The following is a 17,890-nucleotide window of genomic DNA, read 5'->3' as shown; positions in this document are numbered from 1 at the left end:
ACCAAAAGCGGCAAGGTGATAACTCTTAAATCTAAAGTTCCACTTCTTGATAAAGAAGTGATTGATAGCATGTTTATGAGTAAAAAAGCTTTACTCGATTTTTATGAAAATGAGATGGAAGATGCTCGTAAAACAGGTCTTCTCTTTTCTTTACATGTAAAAGCCACCATGATGAAGGTTTCACACCCAATCGTTTTTGGCCATTGTGTCCGCGTTTTTTACAAAGATGCTTTTGCTAAACATGGTCAACTGTTTGATGAATTAGGCGTCAACGTGAATAACGGGATGATTAATTTATACGATAAGATAGCCACCTTGCCACAAAGTAAGCAAGATGAAATCAAACAAGATTTAAAAGCTTGCCAAGCTAATCGTCCTGAAGTAGCGATGGTAGACTCCGCTAAAGGTATTGATAATTTTTATTCGCCGAACGATATTATTGTTGATGCATCCCTGCCAGTCATGATTCGTAATGGTGGCAAAATGTGGGGTAAAGATGGTCAATTGAAAAATGTGAAGGCCACTATTCCTGAATCTACCTTTGCAAGAATTTATCAAGAAGTGATTGGCTTTTGTAAATGGCATGGTAATTTTGATCCCAAAACAATGGGTACGGTTCCCAATGTCGGCTTGATGGCACAACAAGCTGAAGAATACGGTTCACATGATAAAACCTTTGAGATTCCAGAAGATGGCGTAGCCAATATTACTGATATTGCTACCGGAGAAGTCCTCATGAGCCAAAATGTGGAAACGGGAGATATTTGGCGGATGTGCCAGGTAAAAGATGCGCCGATTCGTGACTGGGTAAAGCTAGCTGTCACACGAGCTCGCAACTCCGGCATGCCTGCCGTGTTTTGGCTTGACCCATATCGCCCACATGAAAACGAATTAATTAAAAAGGTTAACACCTATCTAAAAGACTACGACTTGACAGGTCTAGATATTCAAATCATGTCGCAAGTAAGAGCAATGCGCTATACCCTAGAGCGAGTTGTTCGCGGACTAGATACCATTTCGGTTACAGGCAATATCCTGCGTGACTATTTGACGGACTTATTTCCAATTATGGAACTTGGCACTTCTTCAAAAATGCTATCTATCGTGCCACTAATGGCCGGTGGTGGTATGTATGAAACGGGTGCCGGTGGATCAGCTCCAAAACACGTTCAACAACTTGTTAACGAAAACCACTTGCGCTGGGACTCTCTTGGAGAATTTTTAGCCTTAGCAGTTTCTTTTGAAGATTTAGGTATTAAGAATAACAATCAAAAAGCTAAGCTACTTGCAAAAACTTTAGATGCTGCAACTGGAACTTTACTGGATCAGCGTAAAAATCCTTCTCCTAAAACAGGTGAACTTGACAATCGTGGTAGTCAATTTTATTTGGCAATGTATTGGGCACAAGAATTAGCAGCTCAAAATGAAGACCAGGATTTAAAAACAAAGTTTACTGCGTTAGCCAAAGCATTTGCTGATAATGAAAAAAATATCATAAGTGAGTTAACGCAGATTCAAGGCAAGCCTGTTGATATCGGTGGTTATTATTTACCTGATAGGCAAAAACTGTCTCAAGTAATGTGCCCAAGCCCAAGCTTTAACAACATATTGAAAAACTTTAGCGCTTAAATCATTTCTTGTACTGACCATCATTCCTCAAAGGAATGATGGTGACTGCAATGTATAACTCGCCATTACAAGTACTATCTTGCAATATAAAAGCGATTGTGGTTCTTTGAATGACTTTGATCTCAATGCGGCCAAAAAAATTCTTGAGCGGTGAGGATGTCAATCCTTTCGAATTCGTGGCATTAATAAGTAACTTGCGTAATTTCCACCTGTATAAATCTGACTAATGCCTCCAAACTCAGTCTCGTTGCGATCTTGTAGATCATTGTGCAGAATTCTGCCTTGAGGATTGAGGTTAAAGTCTCGTCCCATTACAGTGATGGCTAGAGTGTAATCTTTTGGGAAAATCAAGCTGGTCGGCAAAATTTCAATATCTAATTCATAGACCTCATCTGGTACAAGTTTTTGAATCTCATCATGACGATGATACGGTAGGTATTCTGAAGATTTAGTCGCATCTAATTTACGATGCGAGGCTCTCAGCCAACCACAAGCAACCGGCACGTTTTCGTGCGCACCAATAAATTCGACCTCCTGCCCCTGCGGATCAAAACAACGCAAGATAGCAAATACATCCATATCGGTAGTCGATGAACTCACAAATAACTTTAACTTTACATTGCCAGTAAATTCGGTATCTTCTTTAAACGCTGGTGAGCGAAACGTAATGCCATCACCTAGTGCTGGGTAGGCAACTTTACTTTCCTCTTGATTCGTCTGATTACTAACACTTAGATTCTTACCATCGAGATACCATTTTTGCCACTCGGTTTCTGGCAAAGGCCACGCAGTTGTTTTACGCATTTTGGCAGTCCCGTCCACAGCTCGAATAGCTAACTGGACCCTAGGTTCATCCTGCCAGCCATTCTCCTCACCTCTTAAATAATGATTAAAAAAACGTTTTTGTATCGCTACATAATGCGGCAAATAAAAACTTTCATAGTGCGTACCAATATGGGCAAAGAGCCATTTTTCAGTTGAAGCACTTTGTAAATAACCACAGAAATTACCTCGCAAATGAATCCCAGCCCCACCCCAGTTTGCAGCACTTAATAAGGGGACAGTCACTCGGTCTAACCTAGCAGTATGATCACTAAACCATGCATCCCATAAGGAGCGCTTCGCAATCTCTGCCGGATAATCGGAGCGGTTACCGATTAACTGCGCTGCAGGTAAGGGTTCCCCTGTTGTAATTTGTTTCGTTTGGCGATCGATATGTGGCGTCTGACCATTACCGTGCTGATTGGCTAAAATCTGCCTTGGCCACCAAGCCTGTGTAAAAGAGTTACTTAAAATCCCACCATGCCGCAGTAAATCACGGTAGTGATCAACGGCCCCCTCCCAAGGAATCATTGCTGCCAAATGAGGTGGCTGCAAGGCAGCAACTTGCCACTGCTTAATCGCTAAATAAGAAATACCCGATAAACCGACCTTGCCATTACTCCAAGATTGCACACTTGCCCACTCAATCGCTTCATAATAATCTTGCGTTTCTCGAGGAGAATATAAATCTAGATAGCCAGGCGACATCCCACTGCCTCGACTATCCACCACGACGATGACAAAATTGTCAGGAACCCACCTTTGTGGGTCAGGAACTTCCCAACGTAAATACTCACCCGTAGACTCACCTTGATCCACTTCTGGATAGACTGCTTTTAATTTTTTCCATTGTGGATTAAAGCCATCCTCAAAGTGAACATCTTTGCCATAAACACCAAAAGACATGATGACTGGATAACGACCAGGCACATCCGGACGAAAGACATTACACATTAATTCAAGACCATCAGACATGGGGATGGGCGTATTTTTTTCGAAAATCAAAACGAACTCACTTTTTTATGTTTGAATCGGGAAAGTTAGGCACATTGCACAATGAAACAAGGCATCAACTCTGCAGATAATTATTGCGGTTTCAGACCAATCGTTGAAATCAATTTCTTATAGGTCTCATACTCGAGCTTCAAGCGTTGCTCATAGGCTTTAGTATCCAACTCAGGGCTAGGCTGACCACCTTGCTTACTCATTTTTTCTCGAACATCAGGCAGCTTCATTGCCTCGACCATCAGTTGATGAATTTTTTGCACGATCGCAGGTGATAAATTACTAGGCCCTACAACACCAATCGTAATTTCTGACTCTGCCTCTGGATAACCGAGTTCTCTAACAGTAGGTACATCTGGTAAGGCAGGACTTCGCGTGCGACCAGTATTAGCAATCGCAAGCGCTCTACCGCCTTGAAAAAGAGGCAATGCTGATGGCATCAAATACACCTCATATTGCACATCACCAGACCAAAGTCCTGTATATGAATCAGCAATCGTGCGATACGGCACATGTACTGTTTTCATCCCCATACTCCGATTGACAATCTCGGCAGATAGATGCGAAGCGGTCCCATCCCCAAGTGAGCCGTAATTAATTTCGTCCGGTTTTCTTTTGGTAAGATCAATCAAATCTTTTAAATTTTTGACGTTATTTTTTAAAGAGGTCACTACGATATTCGGGATCACCGTCAACTGCGCAATGGGCGTGAAATCATTAATCGGATGGTAAGCAGGCTTTGCCTGTAAGAGCGGTGAGACGATATGCGCAGTTGCTGCAATCCCAATCGTATAACCATCCGGTGCAGCATTGGCAATCGCTGTTGCGCCAATAATACCCCCTGCCCCAGCGCGGTTATCCACAATGACCTGTTGACGCGTAATTTCAGTTAGTCCCTGGGCAAGTGCCCGCCCAATTGCATCAACGCCAGAACCAGCTGGTGTAGTAATAATTAATCGAATCGGCTTATCTGGAAAATTAGGTGATAAATTTTGTGCCAAAGTTACTGAACTTCCCAGCGTCAAGCCAAGCAAAAAGAGTGGCGCAAACATTGCGCTCTGCAGGGTTTTATACTTCTTCATTAGCATCTGATTATGCATACCATTTCCTCTTCCAATGTGAATCATTGAACAGCCGATTACTTCGCTTGGGGCTGTGCTTTGATTGCTTTCACGGTTTTGTCCCAACGCGCTAAATCTTTTTGCACGTTCTCAACTGTTTGCTCCAAAGTGCCGCCTACCGTAATAAAATCATTTTGATCTAGTTTTTCAAGGACATCTTTTGATGTAATGGCCTGACTAATCGCTTGATTCATTTTTAATAAGGTCTCTTTTGGAGTTTTTGCTGGAGCAAATACACCTACCCACAAATCATCTTTAATCTCTGGGTAACCCTGCTCAGCAAAGGTCGGCGAATCTGGCATAGAAGGCAAACGTTTATCACTTGAAACTGCCACTACTTTTACTTTGCCTTGTTTGACAAATTGCGAGACACCAGCGACTGCGCCGCAAAATATAGGCGTCTCACCACTCACCGAAGCAATCAATGCAGGGCCAGATCCCTTGTAAGGAATATGCGTCACATCAGCTTTCCAATATTGCCGAAACAAGTTATCACACGTTAAATTTGGCGGAGTGCCGTTACCCGCCGTGGCATAGGATAAATCTTTCTTGAGACTTAAATCTTTTAATTCATTTAAGTTTTTTGCTGGGATTTTTTCATTCACCACCACAGCCATCGGTTGCGTCGCCGGAATCGACACAGGTGCAAAATCTTTATCTGGAGCATAGCCAGCCGTTGCTCCCATCGTCAGAGGATTCACAATAAAGGATGGTGAAGTCACCAAATAGGTATAGCCATCAGGAGCGGCATTGGCCACATACTGCGTACCGATACTAGCACCAGCTCCCGGTTTATTTTCCACAAACACCGGCACTTTTAAGATGCCTGTCAAACTTTGCGCCAGAATACGCGCTGCGATATCCGTTGAGCCACCGGGAGCAAAAGCAACCACTAAGCGGATCGGTTTATTTGGAAAATCAGAACTTGATTGTGCTTGAGCAACACCACTCCAAGTCAGGCTCAGAGCGGCCAAACTGAGACAGGTTAAGGAAAATCTATTTTTAATAATTTTTGCAGCAAACATGGTGTCTCCTTACATTGATGGATAAAAATATTTTTACTAATTACAAATCACTATCTCAGGCATTACTATCTTATTTAAGGCATCCAAGCCATTTGTGCTTGATAAGCAAACTCTGTCTTCACATCAATCACCGCTGGCAAGTTGCTGGCTAAAGCTGCTGCAAAAGCTGCCTTAAAGTCTTCTGGTCGCTCGACAGTAATACCGAAGCAATCAAAGGACTGAGCCACTTTCGCAAAGTCTGTTTCGCGGTAAACATAACACTCTGATTTACGACCTTCTGCTTCACGGTGTGAGTAAGCAATGTTTAAATTCTTCACCCCTTGAGATAGGCAGTGATTGTTATTCACAATCGTAATCGTATTAAGTCCCCAACGACGCGCTGTTTCGAGTTCTGGCAAGTGATAAGCAAAGCCGCCATCGCCGGTAAAGCAGACCACTGTGCGCTCAGGCGCTGCTGCTTTAGCACCAATTGCTGCCGGGAAAGACCAACCTAAAGAACCAGCCGCGCGCATAAAGGTTTGATTGCGATGGTGCAACTCCACTAAGTTACCACTCCAAAGTGCTGAATAGCCAGTATCTGCCACCAAAATAGCATCTTCTGGTAACACTTCAGTGAGTAATCGGCATAAACGTTGTGGACGCATTGGGACGGCGTCGCGGGTGAGTTCTGGCATTTGCTCTTGCCACCATGCATCCACTAATTTTTGAGAACTAGCTAACCACTCGACCCTCTCTACCCTCTGTGCTTTGGCAGTTAATGCTTCTAGTCCCTTCCCTACATCAGACAAGATACCAATCGTATTGGGATAATTACGGCCCAACTCAACTGGATCGATGTCGATTTGAATGATTTGGGTACCTAAGCGGGGTAATTTCCAACCACCCGTAGTGTGATCACTCGTATTACTGCCCACGTAGATTACTAGATCTGCCTCATCAATAATATGATTAGTACAGCTTCTACCGTACAGACCTGCCATTCCTCTGAACAAAGTATCTGACTCGATCATGGTTGATTTAGCATCAAGGGTCGTTGTAATCGGCGCTTGAATTTTTTCACCAAAAGCACGCAAGGCCTCATCGGCACCGGAAATCACAACACCCCGATCACCAATAATGACGGGTTTTTTTGACTTCGCAATCGCAGCAACCGCTTGTGCAATGACCGCTGGATCAGGAGCAGGCCTAAAAGCCGGAAAGCGCGTATGCACTTGGTCCACATCAATCGGAAAATCAGCTTCATGGGGCGTAATCGCATCACCCGTAAAACCAGCAATATCGAGATGCACTGGCCGTGGTGATCCAGTAGTTGCTTCTCTAAAGGCTTGACGAATCAGATGAGGCATTTGTTCAATGACTTCCATCTGCGCATGAAATTTTGTCACAGGCGTAAACAGTGGGCCGTGCTCTACTTCCTGATAGGAGTTACGATATTGCATCGCCGCCACATGGCGTCCTGTCATCGCAATCACCGGCGAATAGCCTAAGTAGGGATCTTGTAAGGAAGCGGCTAAATTAGCGGCACCCACTGACTGAGCAAAACATAAACCGGGTTTGCCGGAGATTCTGGCGTAACCGTCGGCCATATAACCAACGCCTTTTTCTGAATGACCTAAAATTCTATTGATTTTAGTATCTTCCATCTCGGCTAAAGCACGGCGCAGTACCGCATCCATAAAAAACACATGCGTCACTCCGTAAGCTTCTAACAGGCGCGCGAAGTAAGTGGCACCATTCATTTTGGTAGTCAATTCTGTCTCCTAATTAATTAATAATTTATTTATAGTATTTATCAATATATTACTGCATTAGGAGTTGCTACTGGCCAAAATGAATAGCAGGAAGGCAGGGTGAGACACTCCCCACCATGTAAGATTTTAGGTACTACGAAATTTGCAAAGATCAGGGTTCTTTAAAACGGCTCAAACCCTAAATTTCCCCGAAAACGATTTTTGATATAACTGCCATCTCTTGGTGGCAGTGCTTTTGGATATTCAATCGCTTCGATAAAAATATTGGCTAAACCCACACTATTTTTCGCATTCACCTGCTTGGCGATTTGGCTAACATCGGCCGGTTCTCTAACCGCTAAAGTCCAATCAAAGCCGCAGGCACTGGCTACGCCAGTTAACTCAACGCCTAAGGATGTATGACTTCTTTGCATCCCGGTTTCGGCGTAGTGGCCATTATCAAGAACCACTATGGTTAAGTTTTTGGGTTTTTGCGCGCCAATGGCAGCTAGACTACCCAGACCCATCAGCATTTCACCGTCACCAGTAATCACGAGTACTGACTTTTCTGGTTGCGCAATCGCAATCCCTAGTCCCATGGCAGCAGCTGCACCCATGGCACCCCACAGATAAAAATTCTCAGGGCGATCTCCTGCCGCAAAGACATCATAGGACGGTGAACCTAAACCCGTCACTATTAATGCCTCTGGGCATAAGTCGACCAACTCTTTAACAAACTCCCTACGATTAATGGTGCCATGTTGATAGTTATTTTGACTCATTTGGCATCCCACTTTTTGCGTCCAATCAGACTTTGTGATAACAATACTGCGACTGCGTCTCCTCCTACAAATGCTGCGTCAAACCCAGCACTTACTACATCCGGTACACTTTGCGGCGAATCTGCTCGCAATACATTGATGCCCATCATTTCAAATGCTTGTTGGGTTGCGCTACCCATCGGCGTCTGCCATTGATTAAACTCGGCCCATTCACCGCGCATCGTCACTAAACAAAAGAAAGGGAATTGACAATTCTTAATGAGCGAAAACATATTGACGCAATTACCAACACCACTACTTTGCATCAAGAGTACTGCTCTTTTACCACCGAGCCAAGAACCGCAGACCACAGCAACGCCGTCTTCTTCGGTTGTGACAGGGACAGGCTTCATGACATCATCAGCCCAGGCTTTTTTAATCACTTGCGAGTGCCCAGCATCTGGCACATAGACTAATTGCTCGACGCTACCGCGTTTAAAAATATCAAATATTTCATCTTTCCAAGCATGCTGCAATGTTTGCTCTTTAACGTCCACAAAGAACCCTTTTTAAAATTTCTAATTCATTTCTACAGTTCAATTCAGGTTTAATCATTACATCGTTGGACTTTTAAATTCACCACCTAAGCTTACGAGTCCAAAAGGTATTAATTGCGCATCTAAACTAAACACCATATGACCAGCAGAGGCATGGGCATCCCTAAAGCGACGCTCAAATTGATATTTCTCATAAATACCGTTCGCCCCTAATAATTCATGTAAAAGGTCAACTGCTTCATTGGCCATTTTCATCGCCATCGCAGTATTGCGCTTGTATTTCAACTTCGTCGGAATATCAAAGACAACATTATCTTTATAGGCGAGTTCTGCTTCAATCGTGTTCCCAGTTAACCATTGATAAGCTGCGTCAATCTTGCCATCAGCAATTGCAATTTTCATTTGCAAGGTCGGAATGTCGGCCATCTTTGCCCCGGTATAACTCGTATTTTTTGACTTAATCCAATCGGTCGTCTCTGTGAGCATCATGCGGGCATTAGCAATCATCGCCCCAGCAATCCCATTACCACCTACGGAACTGGTAGGTACTTTAAACATGGAGTTTTGATGCACTCTAAAACCAGGGAACTCATGATTTGGATCACGTAAATTCATGGAAAGCACGCGGTGCGCTGGCACGAAAACATTTTCACATTTCACACTACGACTACCTGTACCACACATGCCCATCGTTTGCCAATCATTAATAATTTCATACTCTTCGCGCGGCACGAGACAAACGCACCAATCAACAACTTTGTCGTCTTCTTTCACGAGACAAGAAAGCATATTCCATTCGCAAATATCGACCCCAGAAGAAAAGCCCCAATAGCCAGACAACAGCAAGCCACCGTCTACTTTTTCGCCTTTACCTTGCACATAAGCCACCCCGGATGCGATCAGCGCATTCGGGTTCTCTCCCCAAATATCTTCTTGAGCCTGCATTGGCCACTGGGCTAGTTGACGATTGTGTGAGGCCACATTGGCAAAGACCCAACCTGTGGATGGGCAACCAAGGCCTAACAAATAAGGCACTTCCATAAAGGCTCTAAAATCAACTTCCATTCCACCCCACATCTTGGGCTGCTGATAACGAAAGAGTCCACTCTCATGTAATTTATTGACCACAGCGTCTGTTAAATGGGTTTGCTTTTCATTGGCAGCTGCCTCGGAGGCTAAAAATGGAATCAACTCCTTAGTGCGAGCAATCATTTCCTCATAGGAAACATCGGCAAATGATTCTTTCTTAAAGGGATGGCTTATTTGGCCTGCTTGATTCAACTGCACTGGAGCATTCATACTGACTCACTTTGGATAGATTTGAAAGTACTTTCATATTATTTTTTATCTTTTTAATTGTCAATACAATTCAACTCTTTAAAAACCAAGAAGTATCACAACTTTTCATAAACAATACTTAAGTAATTGTTTTAGTTGAAAATTAAATACAAACAATTTTTCTAAGTATTTTCCTTATTGCATTAATCATCATAATGATATAGTCTAAATTCAAAAGAATTTAATGATTTGCCCATTCCAACAAAGACTATAACGAAGGAGATATCATGCCCATCCAAGGTTTTGCTCATATTAATGTGAGTACCTCAGATTTGGAACGATCAAGACGCTTTTATGCAGAAATTTTGGGCTTAGAGGATGGTTATCGACCGCAGTTTGGCAGAATTGGGGCATGGATGTACTTAGGTGACCAACCGATTGTGCATATTTCTACGTCTAGAAGTCCGTTGCCACCCAATGGTAAAACCGATGCTTTTGATCATATAGCGCTGTGGACTAAGGATATCGACTACTATCGCAATTTATTGAAAACACACAATATTAAATTTGCTGAATTTGGCGTGCCTGAAACCTTTCAGTATCAATTGTTTTTTAAAGATCCTGACGGAACCGAAATTGAATTAATCTTTAGTGGTGAAGAAGCTCGCCTCGCAGCCCAAGCAAAAGAAGCAAAAATGGATGCTAGTTTTGGCAGAGATAATTAATGCATATTGGTAACTATTTATTGGCAACTACATTAATAACGTTTGGTTGCTGATGGTATGAAGTCAATCCCCTTACATCTGCAAATCTCGACTGAAATTCGGCAAAAAATTCTTGATGGAATTTATCCACTAGGAACAAGACTACCCACCGAGGAAGAGCTTTGTATTAGTTATAAAGCCAGTCGTCCCACCTTGCGTCAGGCTCTAACGACCCTGTCCCAAGAGGGTCTCATTATGCGCAGGCCCAGAACTGGCTCCACTGTTTTGGCAACCCAAGCACAAACTGTTTTGTCGCACAGTGTTCGCACCGTTAATGAGCTCTTAGACTATCCAGGCTCGATGGTCAGAGAAATCTTAGATATGTCTTACATCAAAGCCGACCAAGCCATTGCTGATGAAATTCATTGTCCTGTGAACATGGAATGGTTTCGGATTGTCTCACTCCGATATCAAAATCAGTCTACGATTCCACTTTGTTTAACGACCTATTACATCTTGCCCAAATATGCTGGCGTCGTGAAACATAAGAAACACTTAAGCATTCCAATCAGTGAGCAAATCGTGGAGATGTTTGATGAAGTGATTCAACGCGCCAAAGTAGAAGTCTACTCACAACAAGTTCCCAAAGAATATATCAAACAATTACGCGTCAAAGAACATACTTCAGCACTCGTGGTCATGCGGTCCTATGTTGGTATGGATCAAGAAGTATTTCAAATTACGACTAGTCATCACCCTGATGAGCGCTACCGCTATAGCTTTGAGTTAATCCGTGAACAAAAAACAATCACCAACCGACAAAAAAAATAATCATAAAAAATACAAGGGGAGATCTATGAAACCATTCCAATTAAAAACTGTCCAGTACGCAGTGCTTTTAGCTCTCGGCGGTTGCCTGAGCCTTACAAGCTTCGCAGAGGAAAATTACCCTACAAAGACCATCACGATTATTAATCCCAACCTACCGGGTGGTTTCGTCGATAACGTAGCCAGAAATCTTTCGGTTATTTTACAAAAGACGCTGAAGCAAACCGTCATCATCGTCAATAAACCCGGTGCCAATGGCGCCATTGGCCATGCTGCCGTCGCGAATGCTAGTCCCGATGGTTACACCCTGTTAATCACTTCTCCTTCCCTCATCACACAACCGGCGATTGATGCCTTATATAACCGAACGCCCATTTATAACTTAAATAAATTAATTCCGATTGCTCAAATTACCTCTGATCCAGCTATTATTCTGGTCAATCAAGAAGCCAATGCCAAAACGATTCAGGAATTTGTCAAAGCTGCCGGTAAAGCACCTGGTGCTGTTTCGATTTCTTCCTCAGGCACTTACGGCGCAACCCACTTACCGATGGCGATGATTGAGAATTTCTCAGGTGTCAAATTCAAACACATCCCTACAGGTGGTGGTGCTGCGTCCATGACCTTAGCACTGGGTGGGCATGTCAATGGGCTAGCATCTGCACCAAGTGTGGCTTACCCACAAACCCAAGCAGGCAAAATGATAGCGCTCGCACAAACTGGCCCCAAACGACTGCCGCCTTATATGGATCTACCGACGCTTAAAGAGTCTAATATTAATGTGGAATATACGCTGTGGACTACGATTTTTGCACCGGCTGACACGCCAGAACCGATTGTCAAAAAACTTGCTCAAGTTCTGCGCGAAAGTATCCAGGATGAACAGTTCAAGACCGCTCTATTTAAAGGGAACTCGACCTTAGATTATCTCGACGGCGATGCGATGAATCAATTTTGGAAGTTAGAAATCAAGAAGTTGCAAGATACCGTGAAACAAATCGGTAAGACTGATGACTGAGCTGCAAATTGAGTTGAAGAATGAGCTGAAGAATATTCTCTAACGCGTGAAATCTGTTTGCGTTAGAGAATATCTCGTTTTTAGTACTTAAACTTTAATGCTTACACAGGTGCAAACATTTGACCACCATCCACATTGATCACGGAACCACTGAGGTAGCCGCATAATGGGGATGAGCAGAACACAGTTAAGTTAGCGATTTCATCTGGCTCAGTCATTCTACCGAAAGGTAATTTTGAAGTTAACTCAGTCCATCTAGACTCATCGCCTAATTTGTTCTTGGCATTGTTTTTCATCATCATTTCCATCCGGTCGCTACGCGTCGGTGAGGGATTAATACCGAAAACACGCACGCCACTCTTGTGACTCGTAGCACCTACCGCTTGCGTAAAGGCCATCAATGCAGCATTGGCAGTCACACCACAAACGTATTCTGCTCTTGGTGCGGCGCCAGCCATACCAATAATGTTGCCAATAATACCGCTGCCTTGTTTTTCCATGGCAGCTAAGTACACTCTGGTTAAGTTAATGTAACCAAAGAGTTTTAATTCCCAAGCTTGACGCCATCTGTCTTCTTGAATATCAGCAAGGGTACCACCAGGAATCGCACCAGCATTGTTAATCAAAATGTCAACATTACCAACTTTTGCAAATAAAGCTTCTGCTGATTGTGGCGCGCCTAAATCAAGTTCAATCGTCTGACAAGCAACGTTATAGGTTGACTCAATGTGTGCTTTACCTTTAGCCAAATTCGCTGCATCTCTTGACACCAAGATTGGGAGTGCACCTTCTGCTGCATAGGCTGCTGCCACTGCAAGACCAATACCTTTAGAACCACCAGTAACTAAAACTTTCTTGCCTTTTAATTGCAAATCCATGTTGATACCTTTCAATGAGTTAAATCAAAAACAAACAATTACAACTTTTCTCCATAGGATGGATCAAAGTAGGGTTAAAAAAATGGGTAGAAAATAAAACCGCCACTTTGATCAAACAAAGTGGCGGTAAAAAGTTTCTTATTTAAAGCCGAGGATTCCGGTAGCTTGTGAGCGCGGATCTCTGAGTGACCATCTGCCAGCAAGTACCTTTAGATAAAATTCACTTAAGGTGCTATTAAACAAATCAGGATCTTCGATGTTATTGGTATGACCAGCATTGGGGAATACCACGAGGCCTGCACTCGGAATATTGCGTTTCATCAAGAGCGCTGGCTCAAGACAAGGATCATCCTCATCACCGGTAATAATTAAAGTTGGCACTTGAATCGTTTTCATGCCATCGATTAATTCCCAAAGTGACGGACGCATCTTCTGCACCCCTCTGAGCGTATTAGCAGAACCAGCTACTGGATGCTCTGACATACTATTCACAAACTCATTAAAGCCCCTAGGGTCTTTATTTTGGAATTGAACACGTGTTGGTCCGATAGTATATTTTTTACCACCCTCAACACTGCCCAAGTCTTCAAACAACTTCGCAGCAGCTTCCACTTCAGCATGAAAACCTGTTTTCTTTTCAGGCTGAGCACCATAACCGCAACCAGCAATCACTAATGAGAGAGCTCTGTGTGGATTATGAATACCAATATGCAGTGAAGCAAATCCACCCATCGATAAGCCTACAATGTGGGCTTTTTCAATTTGTAGATGATCGAGAACAGCCAAAACATCTTTCATCGCACGTTCTTGACTGTACATTGCAGGATCAGTCGGGATATCAGAGGGTAAATATCCTCTGGCAGAAAAAGTGATACATCTAAAGTATCTGGAGAAGAAACGCATCTGGAGTTCCCAGCTACGATAGTCAGCCGCAAATTCGTGAACAAAGATGATTGGTTGTCCACTGCCGGACTCCTCATAATACAAATTTACGCCATCATCTGTTTTAGCAAAAGCCATTATTGTCTCCTTTATTAAATTATTTTTTTAGTTTTGAATTCTTGAATTTGATTTTCAGAATAACATAATTCACGCAAGATCTCCTCTGAGTGCTCACCTAATTCGGGCGCAGAATGCGTAATTTTGGCCGGTGTTCTAGAAAGCTTTACGGCCTGATTAACAATCCGAATCTTCCCGACTTTAGGGTGTTCTACCTCCACTGCTGCATCTTGAGAAATCACCTGCGGATCACTAAAAACTTCTGACATGTCATAAATTGGACCGGTTGGAACGCCCGCTTTATTGAGCAATTCTACCCAATATGCTTTTGGCTTTGATTTGAGGATCGGAATCAAAATTTGATTTAATTCATCGCGGTGCGCCACCCGCATGGACTCTGATGTGAACCGTGGATCTGTCGCCAATTCTGCAATCCCCATGGCGGTACATAAGGCCACCCACATCGGCTCACCGGTAGCAGCCACATTAATATAACCATCACTACTTTGATAGCAAGAAGTAGGCATACTAGTTGGATGATCATTACCGACTTGTTGAGGAATTTCGCCAGCCATTAAGTACCGAGCTGCTTGGAAATCCATCATCGCGATCCCAGCTTGAATCAGTGAACTTTGAACCCACTGTCCCTGACCTGAAACTTCTCGCTCCAAGAGTGCCGTCATTGCGCCACAAGCGGCAATATACCCAGCAGTAATATCCGTAATCGCTACACCAGCCCGCATCGGTCCGCCCTTCGGGTCGCCCGTAACTGACATGATGCCACTCATCCCTTGTGAGATTTGATCAAACATCGGACGTTTGACGTATGGGCCGTCTTGACCAAAGCCTGAGATGGAAACTAAGATGATGCGCGGATTTAGGGCTTTAAGGGTTTCATAGTCAATGCCTAAGCGATTTTTCACATCCGGCCTGAAGTTTTCTACGACGATATCCGCTGTTTTAACGAGTTGATAAAAAATGTCTAAGCCCTCTTTCTGTTTTAGATCGAGAGTTAAAGACTTTTTATTCCGATGTAAGTTTTGCATATCAGGGCCATGTCGCGCGCCACTAAATTGACTTGCATCACCCATTCCTTCGGACATTTCAATTTTGATGACATCCGCGCCGAAATCAGCGAATTGTTTGACACAAGTTGGTCCTGCACGAGCTCTGGTTAAATCCAGAACTTTAAATTTTGAGAGTGCTGTCATGGTTAATGATTAGTAAATGAGTGAAGAATAGAAGGTTGAGAAATAAAATCATCAAAAGCCAGCGCTTGATCAAAGTCAGGCTCAAAATGAAAGTCGCGTTGAATCCTTTGAATACTCATCGGTGAACGAGGTAAAGGACTACTGTTTTTAAATGCGCAGAGTTCGGGATCGTCTGTCATCTCATAGGTAAATTTCGGAAATACTTGTTTTAGGCGTTCTAACCAAGTGGATAAGGACCACTTCAGACCAGCAGATAAATGATAGAGACCTTCTGGTGAATGTCCCGCTTCTAATATCAACCATAATCCTTTAGCAATATCAGTGGCATAAATATAATCATCCCCATGTATTTTTGAGACGATAAGATGCTCGCCACCCTTTGCTTTGAGGTAGGTTTTATAGGGCAAGCTTAAAGTATCGCGGTGCCCTGTGTCGTATTCCCAAGGGCCATAAACTAAGCCGAGGCGAACAACGGTGACATTCAGTTGGCGGTTTTTGCGATAACGCAAAGCAGTTCGCTCTGCAGCTAATTTACTAATGCCGTAAATAGTTTCAGGCAAGACTGGACTGAAGAGTTCATCAATGATGGGGTCATGGTTACCTAAGTGGCCAAAAATAGAGCCCGAACTCAAATAAATCACTTGTTTAATATGGTGCCGAACAGCACACTCAAACACTTCGACAGATCCCATTAAATTCGTTTCTAAGATCTCTTTCGTATGGGCAATTTCACGCTCGCCATCTGCAGTGATTGCGGCAGCATGCACGATTTTGTCGATTTTATAGAGAGTACAAACTTTATCTAAATCACCAGGATGCGTCACACTACCTTGAAAAAAATCAAAAGATATACCAGCTTGCATCAATTGTTGTTGCATTGCGAGTGTCATGGGGGCAAGTGCCATCAGCACTGGCTTGAAACCTTTATTGCACAATTGTTGGGCGAGATTGAGGCCTACAAACCCTGTTCCACCTGTTATTAGGACTATCATTTTTAATACATTGTCTCAATTTAATTAATAGTTTTTTACATATTACACCTACTTGTCAAAAATTTTTTTATGAGTTAATGTCTATTGAGTATAAAAAATAATTTCAAAAAAACTTTGGAGGCAACATGATTAAAACTCTAGCAACACGTCCGTTGGTTGGACAAATCGCATCGAAGCTCATCAACGGCATGCTGATTAGTGCAGTAGCAGGCTTATCCATTGCTTCAAGCCAAGCACAAGAAAAAGTAATTCGGATCGGCGCTTTATTGCCGGCCTCTGGACCTGGTTCTTATTTTGGTGTGATGGGCAAACAAGGTGCTGAACTTGCCCTTGAAGAACTCAATAAAACTGGTGTGAACGGTTATAAGTTTGTGATTAATTATGAAGATTCACAATGCTCACCATTAGGCGCTACCAACGCTGCTAAGCGTATGTTAGAAAACTTCAAGCCTAATGTCGTGATTGGTGAAGAATGTTCTGATGCCACTTTAGCTGCGATGTCCGTTTTGGAAGAGGCTAAAGTGCCTTTGATCAATGCTGGTTCTGCAACTGTTAAATTTACAGAGTCTGGTTATAAATATGCCTTCCGAATTTTCCCAGATGCAAAACAACAAACCGATAGCTTGGCATTGAACGCTGTCAAAAATATGAAAGCAAAAAATGCCATTTTGCTAAATGAAAAAACCAATGCTGGTATTGATATCTCAGACAACTTTGAGAAAACTTTTATTGCTAACGGCGGTAAAGTGCTCGGCCGAATTGAGTTCGCTAGAGACGTGAGTGACTTCACCTCGATCGCTACCCGCGTAGCCTCAATGGGTGATGTAGATGTACTTTTGGTATCTGCTCTGGAAGGTCAAACTGTTAAGCTAGCACAAGCTTTAGCACAAGCCGGTGTTACTAAGGGCGGTGGCGGTAAAGCAGTACAAATTGGTACGATTTGGGTACCTTGGGGCTATGACCAAAAAGCTGGTAAGGCTTCTGTTGGCTATACCCGTATTTCACAGTTTGATCCAAATGAAAAGCGTCCAGTTGTACAAAACTTTGTGAAGAACTTCAAAGCTAAGTACGGTGCAGATGTCGTTCCTACTCACTTAAATGCTCACACCTATGACCAAATCAAGATCATTGCTGAAGCAGTAAAAAGAGGTGCGACCAATTCTGAAGAAATTAAAAATCAATTATTAAAAATGGTTGATGTGGAAGTAACGACTGGAAAAATAACTTTTGGTCCAACTGGCCAAAATCAAAACATGTCTGTCATTCACTATGTAGAAACCAATCCTGATTTGAGCTGGAAAACACTCAACTGGTAATTAAAACAGCAACATA

Annotated in this window: 16 protein-coding genes; 5 read left to right on the top strand and 11 right to left on the bottom strand. The window is 43.0% G+C overall.

Annotated features, from left to right (window positions below; genetic code table 11):
- Window positions 1-1,629, top strand: a 1,629-nt coding sequence (locus tag AOC35_RS02005; RefSeq protein WP_108645263.1) for an NADP-dependent isocitrate dehydrogenase, incomplete at its 5' end; no start/stop codon positions are given.
- Between the two features lie 159 nt (window positions 1,630-1,788).
- On the opposite strand, the gene AOC35_RS02000 is transcribed toward AOC35_RS02005, so the two are convergent.
- The 7 genes from AOC35_RS02000 to AOC35_RS01970 all read right to left on the bottom strand — a co-directional run bounded on the left by AOC35_RS02000 (window position 1,789) and on the right by AOC35_RS01970 (window position 9,949).
- On the bottom strand, window positions 1,789-3,456 hold the full coding sequence (locus AOC35_RS02000) for a CocE/NonD family hydrolase (RefSeq protein ID WP_108645533.1): 1,668 nt from the start codon (window positions 3,454-3,456) through the stop codon (window positions 1,789-1,791).
- Window positions 3,457-3,536: 80 nt separating this feature from the next.
- Window positions 3,537-4,556, bottom strand: a complete 1,020-nt coding sequence (locus tag AOC35_RS01995; protein WP_159077441.1) for a Bug family tripartite tricarboxylate transporter substrate binding protein — start codon at window positions 4,554-4,556, stop codon at window positions 3,537-3,539.
- Between the two features lie 38 nt (window positions 4,557-4,594).
- Entirely contained in the window at window positions 4,595-5,602 is a 1,008-nt protein-coding gene (locus tag AOC35_RS01990; protein WP_108645531.1) for a Bug family tripartite tricarboxylate transporter substrate binding protein, read from the bottom strand.
- Between the two features lie 74 nt (window positions 5,603-5,676).
- Window positions 5,677-7,353: a thiamine pyrophosphate-binding protein gene (locus AOC35_RS01985; protein WP_245898396.1), complete on the bottom strand. Its 1,677-nt coding sequence runs from the start codon at window positions 7,351-7,353 to the stop codon at window positions 5,677-5,679.
- Between the two features lie 161 nt (window positions 7,354-7,514).
- Window positions 7,515-8,114, bottom strand: coding sequence for a thiamine pyrophosphate-dependent enzyme (locus AOC35_RS01980; RefSeq protein ID WP_108645529.1), 600 nt, complete (start codon window positions 8,112-8,114; stop codon window positions 7,515-7,517).
- Window positions 8,111-8,650 carry a phosphonopyruvate decarboxylase gene (locus AOC35_RS01975; protein WP_211307461.1) on the bottom strand — a complete coding sequence of 180 codons (540 nt, stop codon included), beginning with the start codon at window positions 8,648-8,650 and terminating at the stop codon, window positions 8,111-8,113. Before AOC35_RS01975 ends, AOC35_RS01980 begins: the two co-directional genes overlap by 4 nt.
- A gap of 57 nt (window positions 8,651-8,707) precedes the next feature.
- Window positions 8,708-9,949, bottom strand: a complete 1,242-nt coding sequence (locus AOC35_RS01970; protein ID WP_108645528.1) for an acyl-CoA dehydrogenase family protein — start codon at window positions 9,947-9,949, stop codon at window positions 8,708-8,710.
- 266 nt (window positions 9,950-10,215) lie between these two features.
- Between AOC35_RS01970 and AOC35_RS01965 the strand changes: the two genes are divergently transcribed.
- Genes AOC35_RS01965 through AOC35_RS01955 form a run of 3 tightly spaced genes read left to right on the top strand, consistent with a single transcriptional unit; the run spans window position 10,216 to window position 12,478 of the window.
- Complete coding sequence (locus AOC35_RS01965; protein WP_108645527.1) at window positions 10,216-10,653, top strand: VOC family protein; 438 nt, start codon at window positions 10,216-10,218, stop codon at window positions 10,651-10,653.
- A 57-nt stretch (window positions 10,654-10,710) separates the two neighbouring features.
- The gene (locus tag AOC35_RS01960; RefSeq protein ID WP_159077440.1) at window positions 10,711-11,463 is read left to right on the top strand and encodes a GntR family transcriptional regulator; all 753 of its coding nucleotides are present in this window, start codon (window positions 10,711-10,713) and stop codon (window positions 11,461-11,463) included.
- A 25-nt stretch (window positions 11,464-11,488) separates the two neighbouring features.
- Window positions 11,489-12,478, top strand: a complete 990-nt coding sequence (locus AOC35_RS01955) for a Bug family tripartite tricarboxylate transporter substrate binding protein (RefSeq protein WP_108645525.1) — start codon at window positions 11,489-11,491, stop codon at window positions 12,476-12,478.
- Window positions 12,479-12,579: 101 nt separating this feature from the next.
- Here AOC35_RS01955 and AOC35_RS01950 read toward each other — a convergent pair whose 3' ends face one another.
- From AOC35_RS01950 to AOC35_RS01935, 4 genes are all read right to left on the bottom strand, one after another.
- Window positions 12,580-13,356, bottom strand: a complete 777-nt coding sequence (locus AOC35_RS01950; RefSeq protein WP_108648669.1) for a short-chain dehydrogenase/reductase — start codon at window positions 13,354-13,356, stop codon at window positions 12,580-12,582.
- A 138-nt stretch (window positions 13,357-13,494) separates the two neighbouring features.
- Window positions 13,495-14,376: an alpha/beta fold hydrolase gene (locus AOC35_RS01945; RefSeq protein ID WP_108645524.1), complete on the bottom strand. Its 882-nt coding sequence runs from the start codon at window positions 14,374-14,376 to the stop codon at window positions 13,495-13,497.
- A gap of 14 nt (window positions 14,377-14,390) precedes the next feature.
- Window positions 14,391-15,566, bottom strand: coding sequence for a CaiB/BaiF CoA transferase family protein (locus tag AOC35_RS01940; protein ID WP_108645523.1), 1,176 nt, complete (start codon window positions 15,564-15,566; stop codon window positions 14,391-14,393).
- 2 nt (window positions 15,567-15,568) lie between these two features.
- A complete protein-coding gene (locus AOC35_RS01935) occupies window positions 15,569-16,558 on the bottom strand; it encodes an NAD-dependent epimerase/dehydratase family protein (RefSeq protein WP_108645522.1) in 990 nt (329 codons plus the stop codon).
- Between the two features lie 125 nt (window positions 16,559-16,683).
- Here AOC35_RS01935 and AOC35_RS01930 point away from each other — a divergent pair, with 125 nt between their 5' ends.
- The gene (locus AOC35_RS01930; protein ID WP_108645521.1) at window positions 16,684-17,874 is read left to right on the top strand and encodes an ABC transporter substrate-binding protein; all 1,191 of its coding nucleotides are present in this window, start codon (window positions 16,684-16,686) and stop codon (window positions 17,872-17,874) included.
- The last annotated feature ends 16 nt before the right edge of the window (window positions 17,875-17,890 follow it).

It is taken from the genome of Polynucleobacter rarus, assembly GCF_003072505.1.
Lineage (GTDB): Bacteria > Pseudomonadota > Gammaproteobacteria > Burkholderiales > Burkholderiaceae > Polynucleobacter > Polynucleobacter rarus.
This window is presented reverse-complemented; position numbering and strand designations above follow the sequence as displayed.

Excerpts from the sequence above, each read along its gene's own strand:
- AOC35_RS01940 (WP_108645523.1), bottom strand. The coding sequence starts at position 15,566 with ATGACAGCACTCTCAAAATTTAAAGTTCTGGATTTAACCAGAGCTCGT.
- AOC35_RS01930 (WP_108645521.1), top strand. The coding sequence starts at position 16,684 with ATGATTAAAACTCTAGCAACACGTCCGTTGGTTGGACAAATCGCATCG.
- AOC35_RS01970 (WP_108645528.1), bottom strand. The coding sequence starts at position 9,949 with ATGAATGCTCCAGTGCAGTTGAATCAAGCAGGCCAAATAAGCCATCCC.
- AOC35_RS01950 (WP_108648669.1), bottom strand. The coding sequence starts at position 13,356 with ATGGATTTGCAATTAAAAGGCAAGAAAGTTTTAGTTACTGGTGGTTCT.
- AOC35_RS01980 (WP_108645529.1), bottom strand. The coding sequence starts at position 8,114 with ATGAGTCAAAATAACTATCAACATGGCACCATTAATCGTAGGGAGTTT.
- AOC35_RS01935 (WP_108645522.1), bottom strand. The coding sequence starts at position 16,558 with ATGATAGTCCTAATAACAGGTGGAACAGGGTTTGTAGGCCTCAATCTC.
- AOC35_RS01990 (WP_108645531.1), bottom strand. The coding sequence starts at position 5,602 with ATGTTTGCTGCAAAAATTATTAAAAATAGATTTTCCTTAACCTGTCTC.
- AOC35_RS01965 (WP_108645527.1), top strand. The coding sequence starts at position 10,216 with ATGCCCATCCAAGGTTTTGCTCATATTAATGTGAGTACCTCAGATTTG.
- AOC35_RS01995 (WP_159077441.1), bottom strand. The coding sequence starts at position 4,556 with ATGCATAATCAGATGCTAATGAAGAAGTATAAAACCCTGCAGAGCGCA.
- AOC35_RS01945 (WP_108645524.1), bottom strand. The coding sequence starts at position 14,376 with ATGGCTTTTGCTAAAACAGATGATGGCGTAAATTTGTATTATGAGGAG.
- AOC35_RS01955 (WP_108645525.1), top strand. The coding sequence starts at position 11,489 with ATGAAACCATTCCAATTAAAAACTGTCCAGTACGCAGTGCTTTTAGCT.
- AOC35_RS01960 (WP_159077440.1), top strand. The coding sequence starts at position 10,711 with ATGAAGTCAATCCCCTTACATCTGCAAATCTCGACTGAAATTCGGCAA.